We start from the raw sequence: 16,074 nt of genomic DNA, 5'->3' as shown, positions 1-16,074 counted from the left end.
ACCACTTAATTATCAACAATCAATACATATTACCTATCAAAAATCAGATGCAACTTTAACCATCACGATCAGTAAACGATTCTTGCAGCTATATCTCCCCAATCGAATCGTCCGTATTCTTTAAACCCAAGTTTTTGATAGAATTGTTGGGCTACCTTATTCTCATCACAGTAGCCTATGTGTATCGCTTTAGGTTTAAGCTCTTCAATTGCTTTGATAATTGCCTTCACCATCAACCATAGCAACTCTTGGTTGATAATCACTTCCTCAGTGAAAACACACTTCACTAATCAGTATTCTTTCAGTCCGAATCTACAGAAAACACCAACTCAATCTCTCGCCCTTCCACTAAGTTGCCAGTCTCAACAAAACCACAGCTTAGGTAAAAGCGCTTAGGCCCTTTTTCATCACGAACGACACTCGTAAACAAATCTATTGTTCCAAACTCTTGTCTCAACTCCTGATAAAGCAAAGCGATAGCTTGCCTACCGAAGCCTTGCTTTTGATAGTTTTTATCTAGCATAAATCGCCACAGCGAGAGCCTATTGGATTGAGAGTCTACGTTAACCAGAATAAAGCCAATGGGTTGTTCTTTGACATAGATAGCTCTATACCACGGAAACGTCATAAAATTCGCTTCCGCTAGAGAGATAGCATTGCTATCGATATGTGAAGTTTGATGAGGGGCGACTTCAAGCTGACAAATAGCATAGAAGTTGTCACGCGTGATGGTTCTCAGCTCTATGTTCATTGCTAAATATCCGACTGAATAGAAAACAATGAATATACTCGTTAATTTGGGTCGTTTTTTCAATAAGTTAATGACGAATTTTGAGCTTTAGCGCGGCACTAGTTGGGAGGGTTATTTATCTTTATAAACCAACAACTCCCCCTTCCCAACAGGAACCAATGACGTAGTTAAGTTACTCTGGCTCTTTACCCAGGCGACAAACGCTTCTAGCTCCGAAGCATGAGATATGGCATTGTCACACACAAGCAATCCACCAGATTTTAGGCGTGAGAACAGAGGCTCAGCAATAGACAAATAATCGCTTCTGTCTGCATCGAGAAAAATAAAGTCAACCTGTTCGGGTGTTTGCTTTAGAACCTCACAAAAATCGCCCGACCATTGGGTAATATTCTGCAAAACTTGAGCTTGTTCGAAGTTGTCACGGGCCTCTTCTATCTTGAGAGGGTTGACTTCAATGGTGTGCACCATTGCAGTGTTCGGGATTGATAAGGCTAACCAAATCGTTGAGTATCCATTTGAGGTGCCAATTTCTAAGATACGCTGTGCGTTCGTGGCTTTAACCAGCACAGAGAGAAACTCACCGGTATCTTTTGTGATGTTGAGATACTTTTTCGCTCGCTCTGACTGCAGACGATCGTTGTCATTGCCTAACCGCTCCAATCGTTCTAAAACCTGTTGCGTCTTAGTATTCATATTTCAGCTTCCTTGTATGTGGCGCTAATTAAACAAGACCAGCTCAGATCTGAACTCCAGATCTGAGCAAAAACGATTATCCATTAATCTCGTATGCCTTCGGGTTACTACCATACTGATTGGACTCTGGTTTGCTGTCCAACACCAAGAAGTACAGTAGTATTAAAAAACCGATTATTGGAATGATATACAGCAACATCCACCAGCCGGAGCGACCGGTATCGTGTAAACGACGTGCGGTGACAGCTAAGCTCGGTAACAAAATTAACAGCGTGAACACCCCGCTCAAAATCCCGACTTCTTCGGCAGAGTTGTACCAGCCAAGTGCATTATCTATCACTGACAAAATGATCGTTAATATCAAACTGTATAAAAAGAAATACCAATACTCTTTCCGCCTGGCGCGACCTTTAAAATCAACAGGCCGTTTTAATACACTTAGAAACCAATTCATAGACCACTTACCTTTTGTTTGTTATCTCATTAAAGAACAGACTTTACTTAAGCTTCTTTTCTATCTGTCCTATCTCACTTATCAGATCCACACCAATCACTTTCTTGGTCTCGATCTTACTCAGTTCGATAGTTTCAACAGCAGCTACTGATTTCAGCTGCGCCAAAATTTCACCACTGGGCGATATCACTTGGCTATTACCACAATATTCGCCAACGATATTCTGGGTTTTATCTGTACCGACTCGATTACATGTCGCTACATAACAGTGGTTTTCAATCGCTTTGGTGCGAGAGAGAAGTAAGCTCTGTTCGCCACCAAAGTTTGCTGGATGCAACAAAACATCGACATTGGCTATTGCGTATTCGCGAGTAATTTCCGGAAACCACAAGTCAAAACAAATCGCGACTCCGAAAACATAACCTTGGTATTCAAACGTCAGCAATGAATCACCGCGAGAGAAGTACTGCTTGTCGATATTGGTTTGGCTGATTTTTCTATAGCGGTGCTGTAGGCCAGTTCTATCTATAACGGCAACGCTATTGTAGAAACGCCCTTCATGATGCTCTGCAATGCCAGCAACGATGACTGATTGATAAGTCGCAGCCAGTTGCTGTAACGTTTCAATGGTGGGACTGTGTTGATACTCCTCACACAACTCATGGATATCCTGAGGCGAGTCGAAAATATAGCCAGTAGAAAACAATTCAGGCAGCAAAATGACATCCCCAACCTCTCGAGTTTCTGAGAGAAGTTGAGCGACTTGAAGTAGATTCTGATGTTTGTCTTTATAGACCACATCGGTTTGAACAATAGAGATCTTCATCACTGAATAGCCTTGTCCTTGTTAAACTTGATCTAACATACGATAGCTATTCAATGAATTGTATAGTGGTTTTGTCGGGTATTGTCAGAACTCGATCGGACGACACCAATCCTTAACTAATTTCGGTCATAATTTCAGTCTTTACAGAATTGGCGATAAAGCAGTTTTCATGCGACAAATGGTGCATTTTTTCAAGCTGTTCTCGGGTAGGTACACGCTCTCCAGAGAACACTACATCCGGGCGCAAAATGACTTTGGTGACTGCCATTCTTCCCGCTTCATTCTCTGCAAGTATTCCAACAGCTTTATCGATGTAGCTGTCGATAACATATTTTCGTTTTGCAGCAATCGATAAGAAAACCAGCATATGGCAGCTTGATAAAGCAGCAATATAGGCTTCCTCTGGATCAATGTTTTCTTCTATAGAGAGAGGCAATGGCACCACATGAGGTGAAGGTGATGCAGGGACCGTCAAACCGCCATCAAATTCCCATACATGACCACGGCTGTAGTTATTATCGCTAAATACTTCGTCTTGTTTTCGCTTCCAACTTACCTGTGCGTAATGCTCTGACATTTCATCCTCCTGATAGCAATGGCGATAATTAAACTAACCTTGAATGCATTCAACCCAATATCTCGCAATTGGGTTAGGAAACACCTCGCCCATGACGATATTTTCTAACTCACCGCCATTGGATTCAATAACGCGTCTTGAAGCGACGTTATCTTCATCTGCAGTCACCAAGGCTCGTTCTATGCCTAAGGCATTCGCTTTAGGTAAAACAAGTTTGAGCATATGCTTTCCATAGCCTGCCCCTCGATATGAAGGGGCAATGTCGTAACCAATATGACCACCTTCTGATGACAGAAATTCATTATTAATATGATGACGGACACGAATCGCACCTAGAATTCTCTGTTCAGAATCTAGCAACCAAAAATGACTGCAAGGCACATAGCCTTGGCGTAAATTGACGCCCTTTTCTTCATCGATTAAACGCTGAACATATTTCGGAAAATCACTGACGCCTTCGCGGTAATACTCCGCATTGTCCACATCGTGGATCTCAAAATCTTGATAGAAAACCGCAAAGGCTTGCATCCGTTCTAACGAAGGAGCAACGAGTTCCATGTTATTGATTCCTTTATCTTTGCAAGGTGCTAGTTCTTTATGCCAACAACCATAGCAGACATAATACCTTCGCTTCTAGACAGCTGAGTCGATTACTTCAAAAACTCCGTGACTTTTTGAAGATTGAATCTCAGTAACCGCTTATCAAAATCGCTGGCACTTTCGCTATCCACCACACCATTTTTGAATTCATAGCGAGAGCCAACTTTTTCGACGTATTTATTAAAGTCGACCGTTTGCTCGTACTCCGTGAATATCTGTTGCAGTTTCACATCGTTTATCACTACGTCGTTGATTGTCCATTTCCAATGATCACGCCCCATCACAAACAAGCCATCGATGTAGTGTTCTTCTGGCTTTTCGACAAATGGCAACCAATCAAAAGAGAACCAGTTATTCTCGTCTTCTTTTTGCAACCTAATGCTCACGCCAACTTCATCCGAAAACAGAAACGGTATCCAAAAACTATTGCGCTTAATCTTGAGCGTATACGCACTGCCATCCATTAAATCGAAACGCTTCAACAAACTAATGTAGAGTAAAAAGTTTTGGTTGTTACAAGTCTTAGACTCGTCGATATTCACCAAATGCGAATCAACGGCAATAGGAAAGCAAGGCGCAGAAAAATCTTCGGTTTTGAACCTCTTAAAGCGCTCGTTGAGTACTTCATTGATTCTATGATTCTCTCCCATCAAACTCGCTCCCGCGAATATAGTAAGAAACACAACAATCAATGAGAATGTCAGAAATAAAGGAATGGTTCGTTTAGATTTGCCCATCAAACACTGCCTACATTTTGCTGCATGATCTGTCACTTTCAACCTAAGCTGAGTGTTGGTGCCATTGACGCTTTCGAATTGCTCAACAAAAACAAATCCAGAGCCAATCTACCGACAGACTTACGTAATTTTGTTCGCTGAGAATATCATTGTGAGAGCTCTCAATATGTATGAAAGGGTATTCGTGTGTATGTTAGAGGACGGAAAGAAATAAGCCCTTATTTTCACAAATAAGGGCTTATTGTCTTTTTGTCGATATTAAGTGCTATTGGTATACCTCACCTTGGTGCTTTAACCAACCATGCTCATGCCTATTTCTAGGGTCGTGATGAGTCCAATGAATAACACCGCCTTTGTTATTCCATTCATATTCACCGTAAAACTGCACTCTATCGCCCACTTTCAGATCTGGGATGCGTGGTGCCAAATCAATATTATGAGCAACCAGCAACGTTTGTCTGCTGTCCAAGCGTAATATAAACCTTTGATGTCTCGAGCCTTTGTTATCATCAGAAAGTACTCTAGACACTGTACCCTCGCCTTTTACCTGAAGATCACTCTGTTGATTTTCATAAGCACGTCTAAGCTGAACATCGTTCGCATGTATAATGGGAGAAATTAAACTAAGTGCTAACGCGAATAGGGCTAGATAACGTTTCAATGTTTCATTCCTTTGATTACGCCGTAAAAATAAACGGCTGTATCCTAAATAGATCGCAAATCAATATGATACTAGTTGAGTTTACAATCTCAACAAAGAACTAGGGTTTTGCGACATATTCGGTCAGTCATCGCGCCGCAGAACTATTAACAGAACAACAATCTCATTCGCTTTTTATAAGTACGCCTCTATTACGGACATACAGTGTCTAATCGACTCTTCTTTCTCTCCAACCGGAGCTACGTAATGAATCGCGGACTCCGCTTGTTCACTATCGGCTAACTTAGCGATCACCCAAGCCGCTAAGTACTGCGAAGACATACAACCACCGGATGTAGCCACATTACCTTGTGCATGTAGAGGTTGTTCCAGCACCTCGATGCCTAGATCTTGGACCCAAGGTTTCGTGGTGAGGTCAGTACAAGCGGATACTCCATTCAGTAAATCCAACGCAGCCAGAAGCAACGTACCGGAACACTGTGCGCCAGTGATTTGCCTGTTAGGTTCAAGAGAAAGCCGTGACAGAATGGTTTGGTCCGTCGCAATTTGTCGCGTCAACATACCGCTGCCAAACAACACGGCATCGGCTTGATTTGCAAACTCTAACGGCTGCTGCGCTACCACCTCTACGCCATTCATTGATGTCACCACATCCGTCGGACACGTTATCTGAACATTCCACCCGTGCGGTTTCATACGATTCAAAATTGCCGAGGCAATAAAAGAGTCCAGTTCATTAAATCCATCAAACGTTAGTATTGCTATATCCATATAACCCTGCTCCTAAACAACCATCGCTTTCTATAAACTGATTTTTGAGTAAATCACTGTGTTACATAGCTCACCGTTTGGCAATCGACGTTCATTGAGCGCAATGCCCTCTAAGTGATAGCCGCAACGCTCAGCAACTGAACGACTTTTTGCGTTCGTTTCAGCAGCTCTGATAATCACCCGGTTCGCCTTTAATGATTCAAAGGCATACTGCTCCACAAGCTTTACCGCCTCAGTTACATAACCGCAGCCTACGCTTGGTGTATTCAGCCAATAACCAATTTCGAAAAATGGCACCGCCTTATCACGAATGATCAGTCCCACGGCGCCTACTAACGTATCGGTCTCTTTATCAATGATTGAAAAGCGCAGTTCATTTTCGAAGTTTTCAAAATCTGCCATCGCTTGTTTGGTGGTCTCCACCGATTCTTCTTGGGTCAAAGCATATGGTACCCAAGGAAGATATTCTCCAAGCTCCGCTTTACTCGCTTGGATTGCCGCCAACATTTGTGGCTGGTACTCCAATGAAGGAGGAACGAGTTTTATTCTGTCTGATTCCACGGGCATTACTCCTTAATAAACTCCAACTTGGCCTAATCATTTTCAGTAACATCTAATACCATCGGGATATCAACCATACCTTTCTCACGTCTTACTCCGTCTATACGTTTAAAGCCAAACTTCAGATAAACGTTCTCTGCACTAAGCGCAGAATTAACGGTAAACCGGCCTTTATTTCCGTTTCGTAACGCAAACCCTTTCACGCTCTCCCAAAGTTGGCGCGACAAACCTTTCCCTTGATATTCATCATGAACAAACAAGTAGTACAAGTGCGTATTATCACGAACGCCACCAACGCCGATAACCTCATTACTTTCCGATACAGCGACAACGTAGGAATAATTGCTTGCCATATACCCTTCAATGCGTTCTGGAGACATAGAGCCTAGCAACACATTGTGTACAGATTCATCACAGTCAGGGCAGACGTATTTCTTGGTTAGAGGGATAATTAACTGACTGATTGCGAGTGCATCACTTGCTCGTGCTTTTCTGATTGTGAAGTGCATAAGGGCTCCAATTTAGGGGTAAATCTTCGTTATAGACTCTATTAACGCCGAAGCGTTATATAAGAAAATCAATCTAAATGATCAGGAGTATGCAGGTAGGTTCCACAGTTCTGGCATTTATAATCCCCTGTCGCCTCTCCATCCATCAACGACGTTAATATCGCTGAGAATAACCCAGAGAAAAAGCCCGTAGCTTCACTCTTATGTTGTTTACTCTCTGTACCAAACGAGGTGTATTTATGCTGTGTTAACGCCTTGCAATTACAACAGAACGCCTTCATCTTCTCCGTACTGTACTGGCTCATTAGTTGTTCTAGTCCTCCAAGGCATTACGCCAGTATTGGATCGTTTTATCCGACACAGTGCCGTCTTCTCTAGCTGCAGTAACGAGAAAATCAGATAGGTTTATTGCAACCTGTTCATTGCCCAGCAAATACAAACTGCGAATCGCTCGTGTTAGTCTCAATTGATTATGATCGTGGCTTTTTAACCAAACGTGATTCTTCCCATTCAGCGGCAAGACAGAGGTGATTTCAAATCCATTTCTCTGCATTCCCCAAAAATCCAACATGACATCAAGTATCTTCAAATGAGCAACTCGAAGTGCTTCTGAATTGGCAAACACGTCTCTATCTTTCTGTGTTACTAAAGGAGCATGCTGATTGAACTTGGTTCCCTCATCGATTGGGAAAAACACCTGAATATACTTATGGTCATGCTCCAACCAAAAATGGTTATACGCCAACAGCTCATCAATATAGCGACCAAATTTATCTGGACTTTCTCCAGATATAAAACGAGCAATCTCACTCATTTACTTATCCTGACAATAGTTATTGTTGTATTTTTAGCTATAAACCTAATAGCTTATTTGAGTATGTGACACAGCCTTTGGCTCCAAAGCCATGCTCCGTCTTTTCATAGTCGAAATAGGTGATAGATTTCTTGTTTCGCTCTGCTTCAACAACAAGATTACCCTGTTTATCGATAACTGCCGTAGGAGCAGTTTGCTCACAGGTTGTCGAGTTAACCGATATCACTGTAAATACGTTTTCAATCGCCCGAGTCACAAGATGCGATTTAATAATCAAATAACGATTGGCATCAAACTCTTGTTGAACATCACATAAGCTCACGATAGCAACATCGACCTGTTCTTTATAGAGTTCTCTAAAGAACTCAGGGAATCGAATTTCATAACAGATTCGAACACCAACCTTAATGCCCTGAATCTCGACAACGCCATTAAAGTCATTCCCTACGTCAAAATTCTCCGCATCCCAACCCCACAGGGCTCGTTTGTCGTAGTAAAACACCTCACCTGAGGGTTGGATGATCGCAACAGAATTTGCTGCTTTATCTCCAAACTTGCGAATAAGCCCCAAGAAAACAGTGATCTGCGTGTGTTTAACCAAATCTACAATCTGATTAAACGCAGCGTCTTGAAGTTCAAAATCAATATTGGCAACAGCAGCAATTTCAATTGGTGGATAACCAGACAAGGCGCATTCTTGAGTGACTAACACATCTGCACCATCGCGCTTGGCTTCGAAGATAGCACGCTTGATTTGTTCATGGTTTTTGGTTGATTGAGCACTAATTGGGAACTGTAATAATGCAAACTTCACAGTGTCTTCTCCTTGAAATTGGCTTCGGCGCTTAACAAAGGGCCGCGTCAGCACTCATTTTATTAATCTAATCCATCTACGTTCTGCTATGTAAAATGCACAACTAAACAACAGGTTCCACTTCGTACTTCATTTCAATAAGCTGATGCTCACCAACAATCTCAACTTCTCTGATATATTCAAATCCAAAGTTCTCGTAGTACTTTCTTAAATAAGCGTGGGCGTGGATATCGATACATCTCACTCCGATATTGCTGGCATGTTTTATTAGGGCCCGGACTATTTTTGATGCAACGCCATCACCACGATATTCCTCAGAAACCGCCACTCGCGCCATGGTCGATGAACCGTCTTGATTCACCGTTAAACGAGCGGTCGCGACAGGCTTACCGCCATCCCAGACTAGAGCGTGAAATGAGTCATTATCTAACCCATCCAAGTCCAACTCTGTTGGGATATTTTGTTCAAGCGTAAATACTTGATAGCGTATAGCCTGACCCATTGAAATCAGTTCAAGACTCTTGCCAATAGTAACGTCCATGGTCATTCCTTTGTTTTACTGTATGGTTGGTGTGGCGTTTTCAATACCACTTGCCACTCTATGCTATGTCGTTCACCAACTTACTCAGTCAAACAAAATACTATAAAAAATGGCACTAACACCTTGTTTATAATTACTTTTCTAACTTAAGGCAAGCTTCGTAGTTTTTTAGCTGGATTCCCTGCGTAAATACCTTTCTCCGTAATGTCCTTTGTCACGACGCTTCCGGCACCGATAACAACCCCTTCACAGATATTGACCGACAGAATCGTAGCGTTTGACCCTATCGTCACGTTGTCGGCAATAACAGTACGTCCCCAACTCTCTGGGTTTGGATCGGGTTGACCGCTCTTAAAAAGGTCATTGGCAAACATAACCCCGTGGCCTACAAAGCAATCCTCACCGATAGTCACATATTCACAAATAAAGCTGTGCGATTGGATTTTAGTTCGAGCACCGATAACTGAGTTCTTTTGTATCTCGACAAATGGGCCAACAAATACTTCATCTTTTAACTCACAGCCATAGACATTCGCAGGTTCGATAATCGTGACGTTTTCACCACAAACAATGTTGGTGATTTGAGACTTTAATAGTCTTGGGCTCGCCATTAATACTCCAGAATATTTGGTTTTAAAAGATAGATAGGTGTTAAACGGACGGGTCGGAATTAGAAGGGTTAACGGCTCGGTCCACGCAAGCCAATCAAGTTACCAAATAGGTCTTATACCTTCACTATGTTCAAACCTTCATCGTCCGTCGGTTCTTCAAAGTACTGCGTCACGTGATGAAACACATCCTCAGTGTCAAAATGTGCCCTTTCTGGCTGCTCAACCCGACGCTTGCCAATTTGAACCAAACAAACCTCATCCGGCACATCGAGATAGTAAAGCTCATGAGCACATTGCACTTCAGAACATAGAAATGAAAACCACGAACGCTGTCTAACTGTATTGGCAGGAAAGTCCATGACCACATCAACGCCCACCGTTAATAAGCTCTGAACATGTGACTTAATAAAAGGTTTAATAAGAGTAGAGAACTTGATGTAGTCCTCAAACGATTGGATTTGATTGGGATAGTGTGCGGCTAACCACTCATCCTCAGAAATGAGTACCGCCCTTTGCTTAGCCGCAATTAGCTTGGATTGTGTTGTCTTGCCCGCGCCCATTTTTCCACAAAAGAAAATCAGTTTGCCTAAACTTTCCATGTCGTCCCCATAAGCTTAATCACACTTAGTCAAAGTTGTAGTAAAACCAACTATGTGCACAACGTTATCTCTACGCGTTCTTTGCCTTTACCTAAATTTTTACGTTTTAGCCGGATCTGCCCTACTTCAGATGTTCTATTTAAGTGGGTACCGCAACATGGCACCTGAGCAAAGCCTTCTACTTTCCAGTATCTGCGCTCGTTTTCTTTGTCAGAGAAATCACTGATAATTCTCGCGTCAGAATCAATGAGCAGTTGCGCCTCAGTTTCGACTTCCTTTAATAACGTGGTTAAGTTTTCTGGCCATTCAACGTCAATACGACTCTTATCTTGTGCAATATGAGCGCCTATTCTCACAATGCCACTACAGCGTTGATATAGTTTTTCTAATACAACCTCTGCAGCAAAATGCAGTTTCATTAAAGAATAGCGACGCTCCCAATCAATACACGTAACAACCGTCTCCCCAACTTCAAAATCTGGTAGCGAGGCTAAGGTATAGATAATACGTGAACCGTTTTGGGTAGCCTGTAAAACGGAGACATCGTTAATCGTCCCACTATCGCTTTCTTGTCCCCCAGCCTCTGCGTAAAATATCGTCTTGTTTAATTCAACGTTATTGCCTTCAATATGAGTAACCTTGGAACGCAGCTCAGTTTGGTATGGGTTAATCCAAAATACTTTTTCAGTCATCCGCAACCTACAACTTAATATCTACGTTATTTCGAACATAAGTAGGAGTCGACAACTCCTCGTCTAAATCCTTGAACTTCGGTTGCTTTGGCATTGACTCAATAATCGAATTCAATTCCTGATAACTGATACCTACCACACGGCAGGCCGTCATGATTCCATTGATAAAACACTTTTTATCGCGCTTTTGCTGATGCTCACTGGCAGGAATCGACGCGTATAGTTCACACTCTTTAACTAACAAGGCTAGAAGTTCTTCTTTTGGTGCTTCCATAATTCAACTCGGTTATCAGACAGTCAAAAGCTAGTATTAATGGTTTTGACAACAGTATGCAACACTGAGGGTAATCCTATGGCGTCGCTAGCACTTTTTAGCGATGAGCAACCCATGATTACTACTACCTAACAAATGTGGCTTGGAGCACGTTACCCAATTAGTTATTAGGTGACGTATAACCCGTCGTTGTTGCCACCACTTTAAAACCACGCTTTTCAACAATAGGCTTACTCATATCCGAGGCATCAATAGTAAGATATTTCATTCCTCTCGACTTGGCTTCAGCGATACGCTTGTTGAGTAATTGGCTATAGAATCCTTTACCTCTAAACGCTTTCACCGTACTGCCGCCCCAAATTCCTGCAAATGGGCTGTTGCCATTAAACGTTAACCATGCCGATGTCACTGGGTAGCCATCGACATAAACCACATAAATAGAGATTGAATCTGGCTCCTGTTGCTTAAGCTTAAACAAGTAGTTGTATTGCCACTCATAATCGCCACCCCAGACTTGTTCCTGTACCCTGATGGCATCCCGAATGCCTTTGCTATCCGAAACTTCAGTTATGAGTGAATCATCGAACGCTCCATCTTCGGCATTTTCGAGGTCCAACACCATAAAAGACTCGGTTGCCTCTTGTTGAAAACCGTATTGCGACAAAATTTGATCCAAGTTAGCGGGCACATCACTACTATAAGTCTTCCATTCAAAGCTGAGATTTCGCGCTTGAAAATACTCAAGCTGTTCCTTAACAAGGGACTCTGCTCGTCGTTCGTCGAAATCAAAATAAGAAATATAGCTGCCATAGTCGTCTTCAGAAACAAAGCGCGTGATTTCATCGTTAGACTCTTGCACACCATTAAACGAGTTAATGGCTTTTCGCTCAAACTCGTTATATTCCTTCATGACATTGATGATGTTCATTGCTTCCTCATAGGTATCAAGCTATCGACTTGAATCCCCCACTCCATTTACTTCTCAAACGACAGCGATTGAATAGCCTGCTCAACAGACGCAAACTGTATTTTTGTCAAACACACTTCAGCCTTTGAAAACTCGTGCTCTTGAATAAGTTGAGTAATTTCAGATAACGACAAAACAGAGTCGTTCAGTTCGAATGTATAACGTCCGCTCGCCTGGCAAATTATGAAGCTATGACCATCACTATCGATCAAGCGATCAGAACTACTCCAAATCAAAGACTCTAGTTCACTCGCTAACGCTGACTCAGAGCCAAAATACATAAGCTCTGGGTCGCCCTCTAGTTTGAAAATACACGGCCATCTAACCATTGTTGTTCCTATACACCTATGCCATAAGCACTAACGATAACAAGTGAGACACGCCATTGTAGCGTTCGCTCAATAGTGATCTAAACCTCGTCAGCAAAATACGCCATGATCTCCTCAGTGGTCATTTCCTTGGTCTCATTCGCAAAGCAATAATACCCAGGGCGCATATCACTAAAATACTGCATATCCATTTCCAACCCTTCTACGTTAGCAAACAGACCTAATGACATATTGTAATCACCGGTTGCTTTAAACTTGTAGAAAAGATGAGTGCCACATTCTGTGCAAAAACCACGAGAAGCCCAAGACGATGACTGATACATTTTAACTTTATCACCACCTTCAATCTTCACTTGAGTACCACACTTCACTGCAAAATATGGAGCACCGCCCCACTTCCTGCAGGATTGGCAATGGCACACAGTAAACTTGGGATTAACATTTTCGGCTTTGATTGTCACCGCGCCGCAAAGGCAACTTGCTTCTGTATAAGACATTGAACTACTCCTAATTTAATGAAATAGACTGTGATTTTTTCGAGTGACTGGCTCACTTAAATGGATGTTTGCTAACTGAAAAGTGGCTTTGAGGGCAAGTAACTAAAATAATGTACTCAGCACTTGTCATTGACGTTCATCTTCGCAGAATCGGAATAGGTAGCCATCAGGACTTTCGACAATAAACTGAGCTTGTGTGACCGTTTTACCGTCAACTAAATAAGATTTGCTTTCCATGGGAAGAAAGATCGAACTGGGTGCTTTAGACTGCACTGTTGAATATAACGCGTTGATATCACTTACATCCCATTGGAAGTTAACACCTCGACCAAATGGATGCTCTAAGTTGCCAGTTAACCATTTTCGGGAGTCGCCACCTACTCCTTCAAGCATCAAGTCAACTCCCTCACGCGTTAAGTAAACAAACTCCTCTTCTTCTCGTTGGTACTTGATAGCAAAGCCAAGGATGTCGACAAAGAACGTGATGTTGTCCTTGATGTTTTGACAATAGAGTTCTGGAACGACTCTCATGGCGGATTTTCCTTTGTTTGGTGGATGCCTGAGATGATATTAATGTGGAAGATGATGAGCGTGATAACTCCTTATGAATCGTTTGTTATATGCGAACCACTTTACTAGCTAACTTGTCCAGAAGATCTATATCTAACGGATTTTCGTAAACTTGCTCAAAAAGACTATAAATAGCATTGTCATTTTGTTTTATGTATTGAAAGCTTTTCTTTGAACCCAAATACCACTTATCACGAATGTCAAAATACATCTTCAAAAGATCATGTTGGAGCCAAGTTCGACGATAGTTACCGTCTAGATCTCCATCGCGCGCTCTTTCGAGCATTTTCACAACCCATTCCTGTATGTGAAGCCTATCTACTTCAGACATTGGTTCTTTACCATTGGCAAGTTTCTGCTTCACTCGCGCGATGTAATCTGCTCCTATACCGCGAGTCTCATAGACTACTTTTCCATCAGCAAATCGCAGAGCTTCTTCTGGAATCGAATCAAGAAATGATGTTGGATAAATCCATACATCAAGAAATGTTCCATGAAACAGTCGCGCATCTTTATGCTCCTCTGAACGATCCCAAAAACAAGCGATGTCTATATCGCTCGTCTCAGTCGCTTCATTTCTTGCGTGAGAACCATAAAGGATGACTGTATGAGGAGCATATAACTCAATGACTTCCTCTATAGCTAAATCTAAGATACTTTCCATTTTGTTCTCCAGGAATACAATGCCGAATTAAGTAGTGAGTAACGCTACAGCCCACCTAAACTATTGTGCCGTAAACACTTAATCCGATTCAAACCGAAAGTGCCAAGTTTTACGAACCTGCTTAGATTTATTGTTATATGCTTATTTCACCCGAGCCCTTTCGTACCACTGGTCAAACTGGTCGATGACTCTGTTGTGGTAGAAAGTTTTACTAATACTTTTAGGATTGTCAGGATCTAACCGGCGCAGTTTACAGTATCTTTCACCTTCAGCTTTTAACGTCCTCATTTGGTCATGAAAGACTTTATTTTGCTTAAAGTTCGTAAAGCGTGCCTTGAGTATTTCTAGCAACTCGTAGTAATCGTGTGGATAATTTTTCAGCGCATCTTCTTCGGAAAGAACAATTTCTGGAGCATCAGGATCATTAGTTAGACGCACTTGTAAGGCTTCATCATTTGTCGTTTTTACCAACTTAGTATGAAGTTTCAACGATATAGCATAGTTTGCATCTTTGTCATGCTCATAGTCTTTCTCAATGTCTTTCAGATACTTCAAGAGGTTTGACTTAACCTCGCTATCCACGCTAAAACTAGCAACATCTGAAAGATGGAAAAATGATACAGGCATGAGATAGAAATTGTACCGACTAAAGTCATAGTGGAACCAGTTCATTGCAATAGTCATGAAATTTTTTAGTGATGCTGTCCCAATTTCTTGGATACTAGTGCTCAACTCAAGATCACCACAGACAAAATGCACCGAATCATCTCTGATATTCATTAACAATCGAATGTTATCTCCGACCACCTTTGGGATAGACCCATTAGCTAGTAAGCGATTCAGAGCAGCGCCCAATGAAATCGTTTTTGGGTTACCGCTTGGGGATATTACAATTTGTCCCTTATTAAAAATATGAATGGACTCAGGAGTGTCGCCAGCATCTTTTACCAACTTAGACTTTAGAAGAAGTTCCCATGCATTTGTCATTAGAATTGAAAAAGTCTCTTCTCGATGCTGAAAATTAGGTTTGTTATATATTTCTATCGCTGAGATACACGCCGAGATAGCCTTTTCTAACATGATCTGGTGAAGGTACTTATCCACTTCATCTTTTTGGCTTTGGTGTTGACGAAAAGTAGTTGAGTTGAAAGTCGTGATAACTTCTGTGACCTTATAACCATTGTTCGTTCGCTCCAGCAATGAAACCCATTTTTTACGTAAATACGTTTTTACTGTAGACACGCTCCAACCTGTCTTTTCGGCTAATTCATCTAAAGTGAAATCGTGTCCAGACTTAAAACTCTCAAGGAAGAATGTATACGCCTTGTCTACTTGTAACCATTTTTTCTCTGACATAAACCCACCTACTGGCTGCATATAACGCCCGCTTAAGGCGTGAGTGAATGCGCGCCAAAATTGGAGCGAAGCGAAAATGGCACGCGTTTACGAATCGCTCTTAAACGTTTGTATGGATAATAAGCACTCCAATCGGGTAATGTGAGACCCAGGCTTTAGCTGCAACTAAAGCTTTCTATGTAGCAGTTCGTTTAAACGCTGGCTCC

At 41.9% G+C, this 16,074-nt stretch carries 26 protein-coding genes; all 26 read right to left on the bottom strand.

Annotated features, from left to right (window positions below; all coding sequences use genetic code 11):
* Positions 1-68 precede the first annotated feature (68 nt).
* The 26 genes from L2W36_RS14005 to L2W36_RS13880 all read right to left on the bottom strand — a co-directional run bounded on the left by L2W36_RS14005 (position 69) and on the right by L2W36_RS13880 (position 15,868).
* Positions 69-287, bottom strand: coding sequence for a GNAT family N-acetyltransferase (locus L2W36_RS14005; RefSeq protein WP_236110333.1), 219 nt, complete (start codon positions 285-287; stop codon positions 69-71).
* Between the two features lie 14 nt (positions 288-301).
* A complete protein-coding gene (locus L2W36_RS14000) occupies positions 302-751 on the bottom strand; it encodes a GNAT family N-acetyltransferase (protein WP_236110332.1) in 450 nt (149 codons plus the stop codon).
* Positions 752-862: 111 nt separating this feature from the next.
* A complete protein-coding gene (locus L2W36_RS13995) occupies positions 863-1,444 on the bottom strand; it encodes an O-methyltransferase (RefSeq protein WP_236110331.1) in 582 nt (193 codons plus the stop codon).
* A gap of 76 nt (positions 1,445-1,520) precedes the next feature.
* Complete coding sequence (locus tag L2W36_RS13990; RefSeq protein ID WP_006073470.1) at positions 1,521-1,898, bottom strand: DUF805 domain-containing protein; 378 nt, start codon at positions 1,896-1,898, stop codon at positions 1,521-1,523.
* A gap of 43 nt (positions 1,899-1,941) precedes the next feature.
* Positions 1,942-2,724 carry a carbon-nitrogen hydrolase family protein gene (locus L2W36_RS13985; protein ID WP_236110330.1) on the bottom strand — a complete coding sequence of 261 codons (783 nt, stop codon included), beginning with the start codon at positions 2,722-2,724 and terminating at the stop codon, positions 1,942-1,944.
* A 112-nt stretch (positions 2,725-2,836) separates the two neighbouring features.
* The gene (locus tag L2W36_RS13980) at positions 2,837-3,301 is read right to left on the bottom strand and encodes an OsmC family protein (RefSeq protein ID WP_236110329.1); all 465 of its coding nucleotides are present in this window, start codon (positions 3,299-3,301) and stop codon (positions 2,837-2,839) included.
* Positions 3,302-3,334: 33 nt separating this feature from the next.
* Positions 3,335-3,859, bottom strand: a complete 525-nt coding sequence (locus L2W36_RS13975; protein ID WP_236110328.1) for a GNAT family N-acetyltransferase — start codon at positions 3,857-3,859, stop codon at positions 3,335-3,337.
* A 92-nt stretch (positions 3,860-3,951) separates the two neighbouring features.
* Entirely contained in the window at positions 3,952-4,638 is a 687-nt protein-coding gene (locus L2W36_RS13970; RefSeq protein ID WP_236110327.1) for a hypothetical protein, read from the bottom strand.
* A 265-nt stretch (positions 4,639-4,903) separates the two neighbouring features.
* A complete protein-coding gene (locus L2W36_RS13965) occupies positions 4,904-5,299 on the bottom strand; it encodes a DUF3465 domain-containing protein (RefSeq protein WP_006073476.1) in 396 nt (131 codons plus the stop codon).
* Positions 5,300-5,473: 174 nt separating this feature from the next.
* Positions 5,474-6,070 (bottom strand): DJ-1/PfpI family protein, encoded by a 597-nt coding sequence (locus L2W36_RS13960; protein WP_236110326.1) that lies wholly within the window; start codon positions 6,068-6,070, stop codon positions 5,474-5,476.
* A gap of 30 nt (positions 6,071-6,100) precedes the next feature.
* Positions 6,101-6,631 (bottom strand): GNAT family N-acetyltransferase, encoded by a 531-nt coding sequence (locus L2W36_RS13955; RefSeq protein ID WP_236110325.1) that lies wholly within the window; start codon positions 6,629-6,631, stop codon positions 6,101-6,103.
* 32 nt (positions 6,632-6,663) lie between these two features.
* Positions 6,664-7,140, bottom strand: a complete 477-nt coding sequence (locus L2W36_RS13950; RefSeq protein WP_236110324.1) for a GNAT family N-acetyltransferase — start codon at positions 7,138-7,140, stop codon at positions 6,664-6,666.
* 68 nt (positions 7,141-7,208) lie between these two features.
* On the bottom strand, positions 7,209-7,445 hold the full coding sequence (locus tag L2W36_RS13945; protein ID WP_236110323.1) for a hypothetical protein: 237 nt from the start codon (positions 7,443-7,445) through the stop codon (positions 7,209-7,211).
* Positions 7,446-7,453: 8 nt separating this feature from the next.
* Positions 7,454-7,954: an opioid growth factor receptor-related protein gene (locus tag L2W36_RS13940; RefSeq protein ID WP_236110322.1), complete on the bottom strand. Its 501-nt coding sequence runs from the start codon at positions 7,952-7,954 to the stop codon at positions 7,454-7,456.
* Positions 7,955-7,991: 37 nt separating this feature from the next.
* Positions 7,992-8,768, bottom strand: a complete 777-nt coding sequence (locus L2W36_RS13935; RefSeq protein ID WP_236110321.1) for a carbon-nitrogen hydrolase family protein — start codon at positions 8,766-8,768, stop codon at positions 7,992-7,994.
* 103 nt (positions 8,769-8,871) lie between these two features.
* Complete coding sequence (locus tag L2W36_RS13930; protein WP_236110320.1) at positions 8,872-9,309, bottom strand: GNAT family N-acetyltransferase; 438 nt, start codon at positions 9,307-9,309, stop codon at positions 8,872-8,874.
* 146 nt (positions 9,310-9,455) lie between these two features.
* Positions 9,456-9,920 (bottom strand): acyltransferase, encoded by a 465-nt coding sequence (locus L2W36_RS13925; RefSeq protein ID WP_006073488.1) that lies wholly within the window; start codon positions 9,918-9,920, stop codon positions 9,456-9,458.
* Positions 9,921-10,033: 113 nt separating this feature from the next.
* Positions 10,034-10,519: an AAA family ATPase gene (locus L2W36_RS13920; protein ID WP_236110319.1), complete on the bottom strand. Its 486-nt coding sequence runs from the start codon at positions 10,517-10,519 to the stop codon at positions 10,034-10,036.
* 50 nt (positions 10,520-10,569) lie between these two features.
* Positions 10,570-11,211: an alanine--tRNA ligase-related protein gene (locus L2W36_RS13915; protein ID WP_236110318.1), complete on the bottom strand. Its 642-nt coding sequence runs from the start codon at positions 11,209-11,211 to the stop codon at positions 10,570-10,572.
* A 7-nt stretch (positions 11,212-11,218) separates the two neighbouring features.
* Positions 11,219-11,485, bottom strand: coding sequence for a hypothetical protein (locus L2W36_RS13910; protein ID WP_236110317.1), 267 nt, complete (start codon positions 11,483-11,485; stop codon positions 11,219-11,221).
* Positions 11,486-11,645: 160 nt separating this feature from the next.
* Entirely contained in the window at positions 11,646-12,413 is a 768-nt protein-coding gene (locus L2W36_RS13905; RefSeq protein WP_236110316.1) for a GNAT family N-acetyltransferase, read from the bottom strand.
* 47 nt (positions 12,414-12,460) lie between these two features.
* Positions 12,461-12,781 (bottom strand): DUF4144 domain-containing protein, encoded by a 321-nt coding sequence (locus L2W36_RS13900; RefSeq protein ID WP_236110315.1) that lies wholly within the window; start codon positions 12,779-12,781, stop codon positions 12,461-12,463.
* An 80-nt stretch (positions 12,782-12,861) separates the two neighbouring features.
* Positions 12,862-13,278, bottom strand: coding sequence for a GFA family protein (locus tag L2W36_RS13895; protein WP_006073503.1), 417 nt, complete (start codon positions 13,276-13,278; stop codon positions 12,862-12,864).
* A 126-nt stretch (positions 13,279-13,404) separates the two neighbouring features.
* Positions 13,405-13,809 carry a bleomycin resistance protein gene (locus L2W36_RS13890; protein ID WP_236110314.1) on the bottom strand — a complete coding sequence of 135 codons (405 nt, stop codon included), beginning with the start codon at positions 13,807-13,809 and terminating at the stop codon, positions 13,405-13,407.
* 85 nt (positions 13,810-13,894) lie between these two features.
* Positions 13,895-14,512: a nucleotidyltransferase domain-containing protein gene (locus L2W36_RS13885; protein WP_236110313.1), complete on the bottom strand. Its 618-nt coding sequence runs from the start codon at positions 14,510-14,512 to the stop codon at positions 13,895-13,897.
* A 141-nt stretch (positions 14,513-14,653) separates the two neighbouring features.
* Positions 14,654-15,868 carry a DUF3644 domain-containing protein gene (locus L2W36_RS13880; protein ID WP_236110312.1) on the bottom strand — a complete coding sequence of 405 codons (1,215 nt, stop codon included), beginning with the start codon at positions 15,866-15,868 and terminating at the stop codon, positions 14,654-14,656.
* Positions 15,869-16,074 lie beyond the last annotated feature (206 nt).

The organism is Vibrio sp. McD22-P3, from assembly GCF_021568915.1.
GTDB classification, from domain to species: Bacteria; Pseudomonadota; Gammaproteobacteria; order Enterobacterales; family Vibrionaceae; genus Vibrio; species Vibrio mediterranei.
This window is presented reverse-complemented; position numbering and strand designations above follow the sequence as displayed.

Bases quoted from the DNA above. Each gene is read 5' to 3' on its own strand.
- L2W36_RS14000 (WP_236110332.1), bottom strand. From the start codon at position 751: ATGAACATAGAGCTGAGAACCATCACGCGTGACAACTTCTATGCTATT.
- L2W36_RS13995 (WP_236110331.1), bottom strand. From the start codon at position 1,444: ATGAATACTAAGACGCAACAGGTTTTAGAACGATTGGAGCGGTTAGGC.
- L2W36_RS13990 (WP_006073470.1), bottom strand. From the start codon at position 1,898: ATGAATTGGTTTCTAAGTGTATTAAAACGGCCTGTTGATTTTAAAGGT.
- L2W36_RS13985 (WP_236110330.1), bottom strand. From the start codon at position 2,724: ATGAAGATCTCTATTGTTCAAACCGATGTGGTCTATAAAGACAAACAT.
- L2W36_RS13980 (WP_236110329.1), bottom strand. From the start codon at position 3,301: ATGTCAGAGCATTACGCACAGGTAAGTTGGAAGCGAAAACAAGACGAA.
- L2W36_RS13975 (WP_236110328.1), bottom strand. From the start codon at position 3,859: ATGGAACTCGTTGCTCCTTCGTTAGAACGGATGCAAGCCTTTGCGGTT.
- L2W36_RS13970 (WP_236110327.1), bottom strand. From the start codon at position 4,638: ATGGGCAAATCTAAACGAACCATTCCTTTATTTCTGACATTCTCATTG.
- L2W36_RS13960 (WP_236110326.1), bottom strand. From the start codon at position 6,070: ATGGATATAGCAATACTAACGTTTGATGGATTTAATGAACTGGACTCT.
- L2W36_RS13950 (WP_236110324.1), bottom strand. From the start codon at position 7,140: ATGCACTTCACAATCAGAAAAGCACGAGCAAGTGATGCACTCGCAATC.
- L2W36_RS13945 (WP_236110323.1), bottom strand. From the start codon at position 7,445: ATGAGCCAGTACAGTACGGAGAAGATGAAGGCGTTCTGTTGTAATTGC.
- L2W36_RS13940 (WP_236110322.1), bottom strand. From the start codon at position 7,954: ATGAGTGAGATTGCTCGTTTTATATCTGGAGAAAGTCCAGATAAATTT.
- L2W36_RS13930 (WP_236110320.1), bottom strand. From the start codon at position 9,309: ATGGACGTTACTATTGGCAAGAGTCTTGAACTGATTTCAATGGGTCAG.
- L2W36_RS13925 (WP_006073488.1), bottom strand. From the start codon at position 9,920: ATGGCGAGCCCAAGACTATTAAAGTCTCAAATCACCAACATTGTTTGT.
- L2W36_RS13920 (WP_236110319.1), bottom strand. From the start codon at position 10,519: ATGGAAAGTTTAGGCAAACTGATTTTCTTTTGTGGAAAAATGGGCGCG.
- L2W36_RS13915 (WP_236110318.1), bottom strand. From the start codon at position 11,211: ATGACTGAAAAAGTATTTTGGATTAACCCATACCAAACTGAGCTGCGT.
- L2W36_RS13910 (WP_236110317.1), bottom strand. From the start codon at position 11,485: ATGGAAGCACCAAAAGAAGAACTTCTAGCCTTGTTAGTTAAAGAGTGT.
- L2W36_RS13905 (WP_236110316.1), bottom strand. From the start codon at position 12,413: ATGAACATCATCAATGTCATGAAGGAATATAACGAGTTTGAGCGAAAA.
- L2W36_RS13900 (WP_236110315.1), bottom strand. From the start codon at position 12,781: ATGGTTAGATGGCCGTGTATTTTCAAACTAGAGGGCGACCCAGAGCTT.
- L2W36_RS13895 (WP_006073503.1), bottom strand. From the start codon at position 13,278: ATGTCTTATACAGAAGCAAGTTGCCTTTGCGGCGCGGTGACAATCAAA.
- L2W36_RS13890 (WP_236110314.1), bottom strand. From the start codon at position 13,809: ATGAGAGTCGTTCCAGAACTCTATTGTCAAAACATCAAGGACAACATC.
- L2W36_RS13885 (WP_236110313.1), bottom strand. From the start codon at position 14,512: ATGGAAAGTATCTTAGATTTAGCTATAGAGGAAGTCATTGAGTTATAT.
- L2W36_RS13880 (WP_236110312.1), bottom strand. From the start codon at position 15,868: ATGTCAGAGAAAAAATGGTTACAAGTAGACAAGGCGTATACATTCTTC.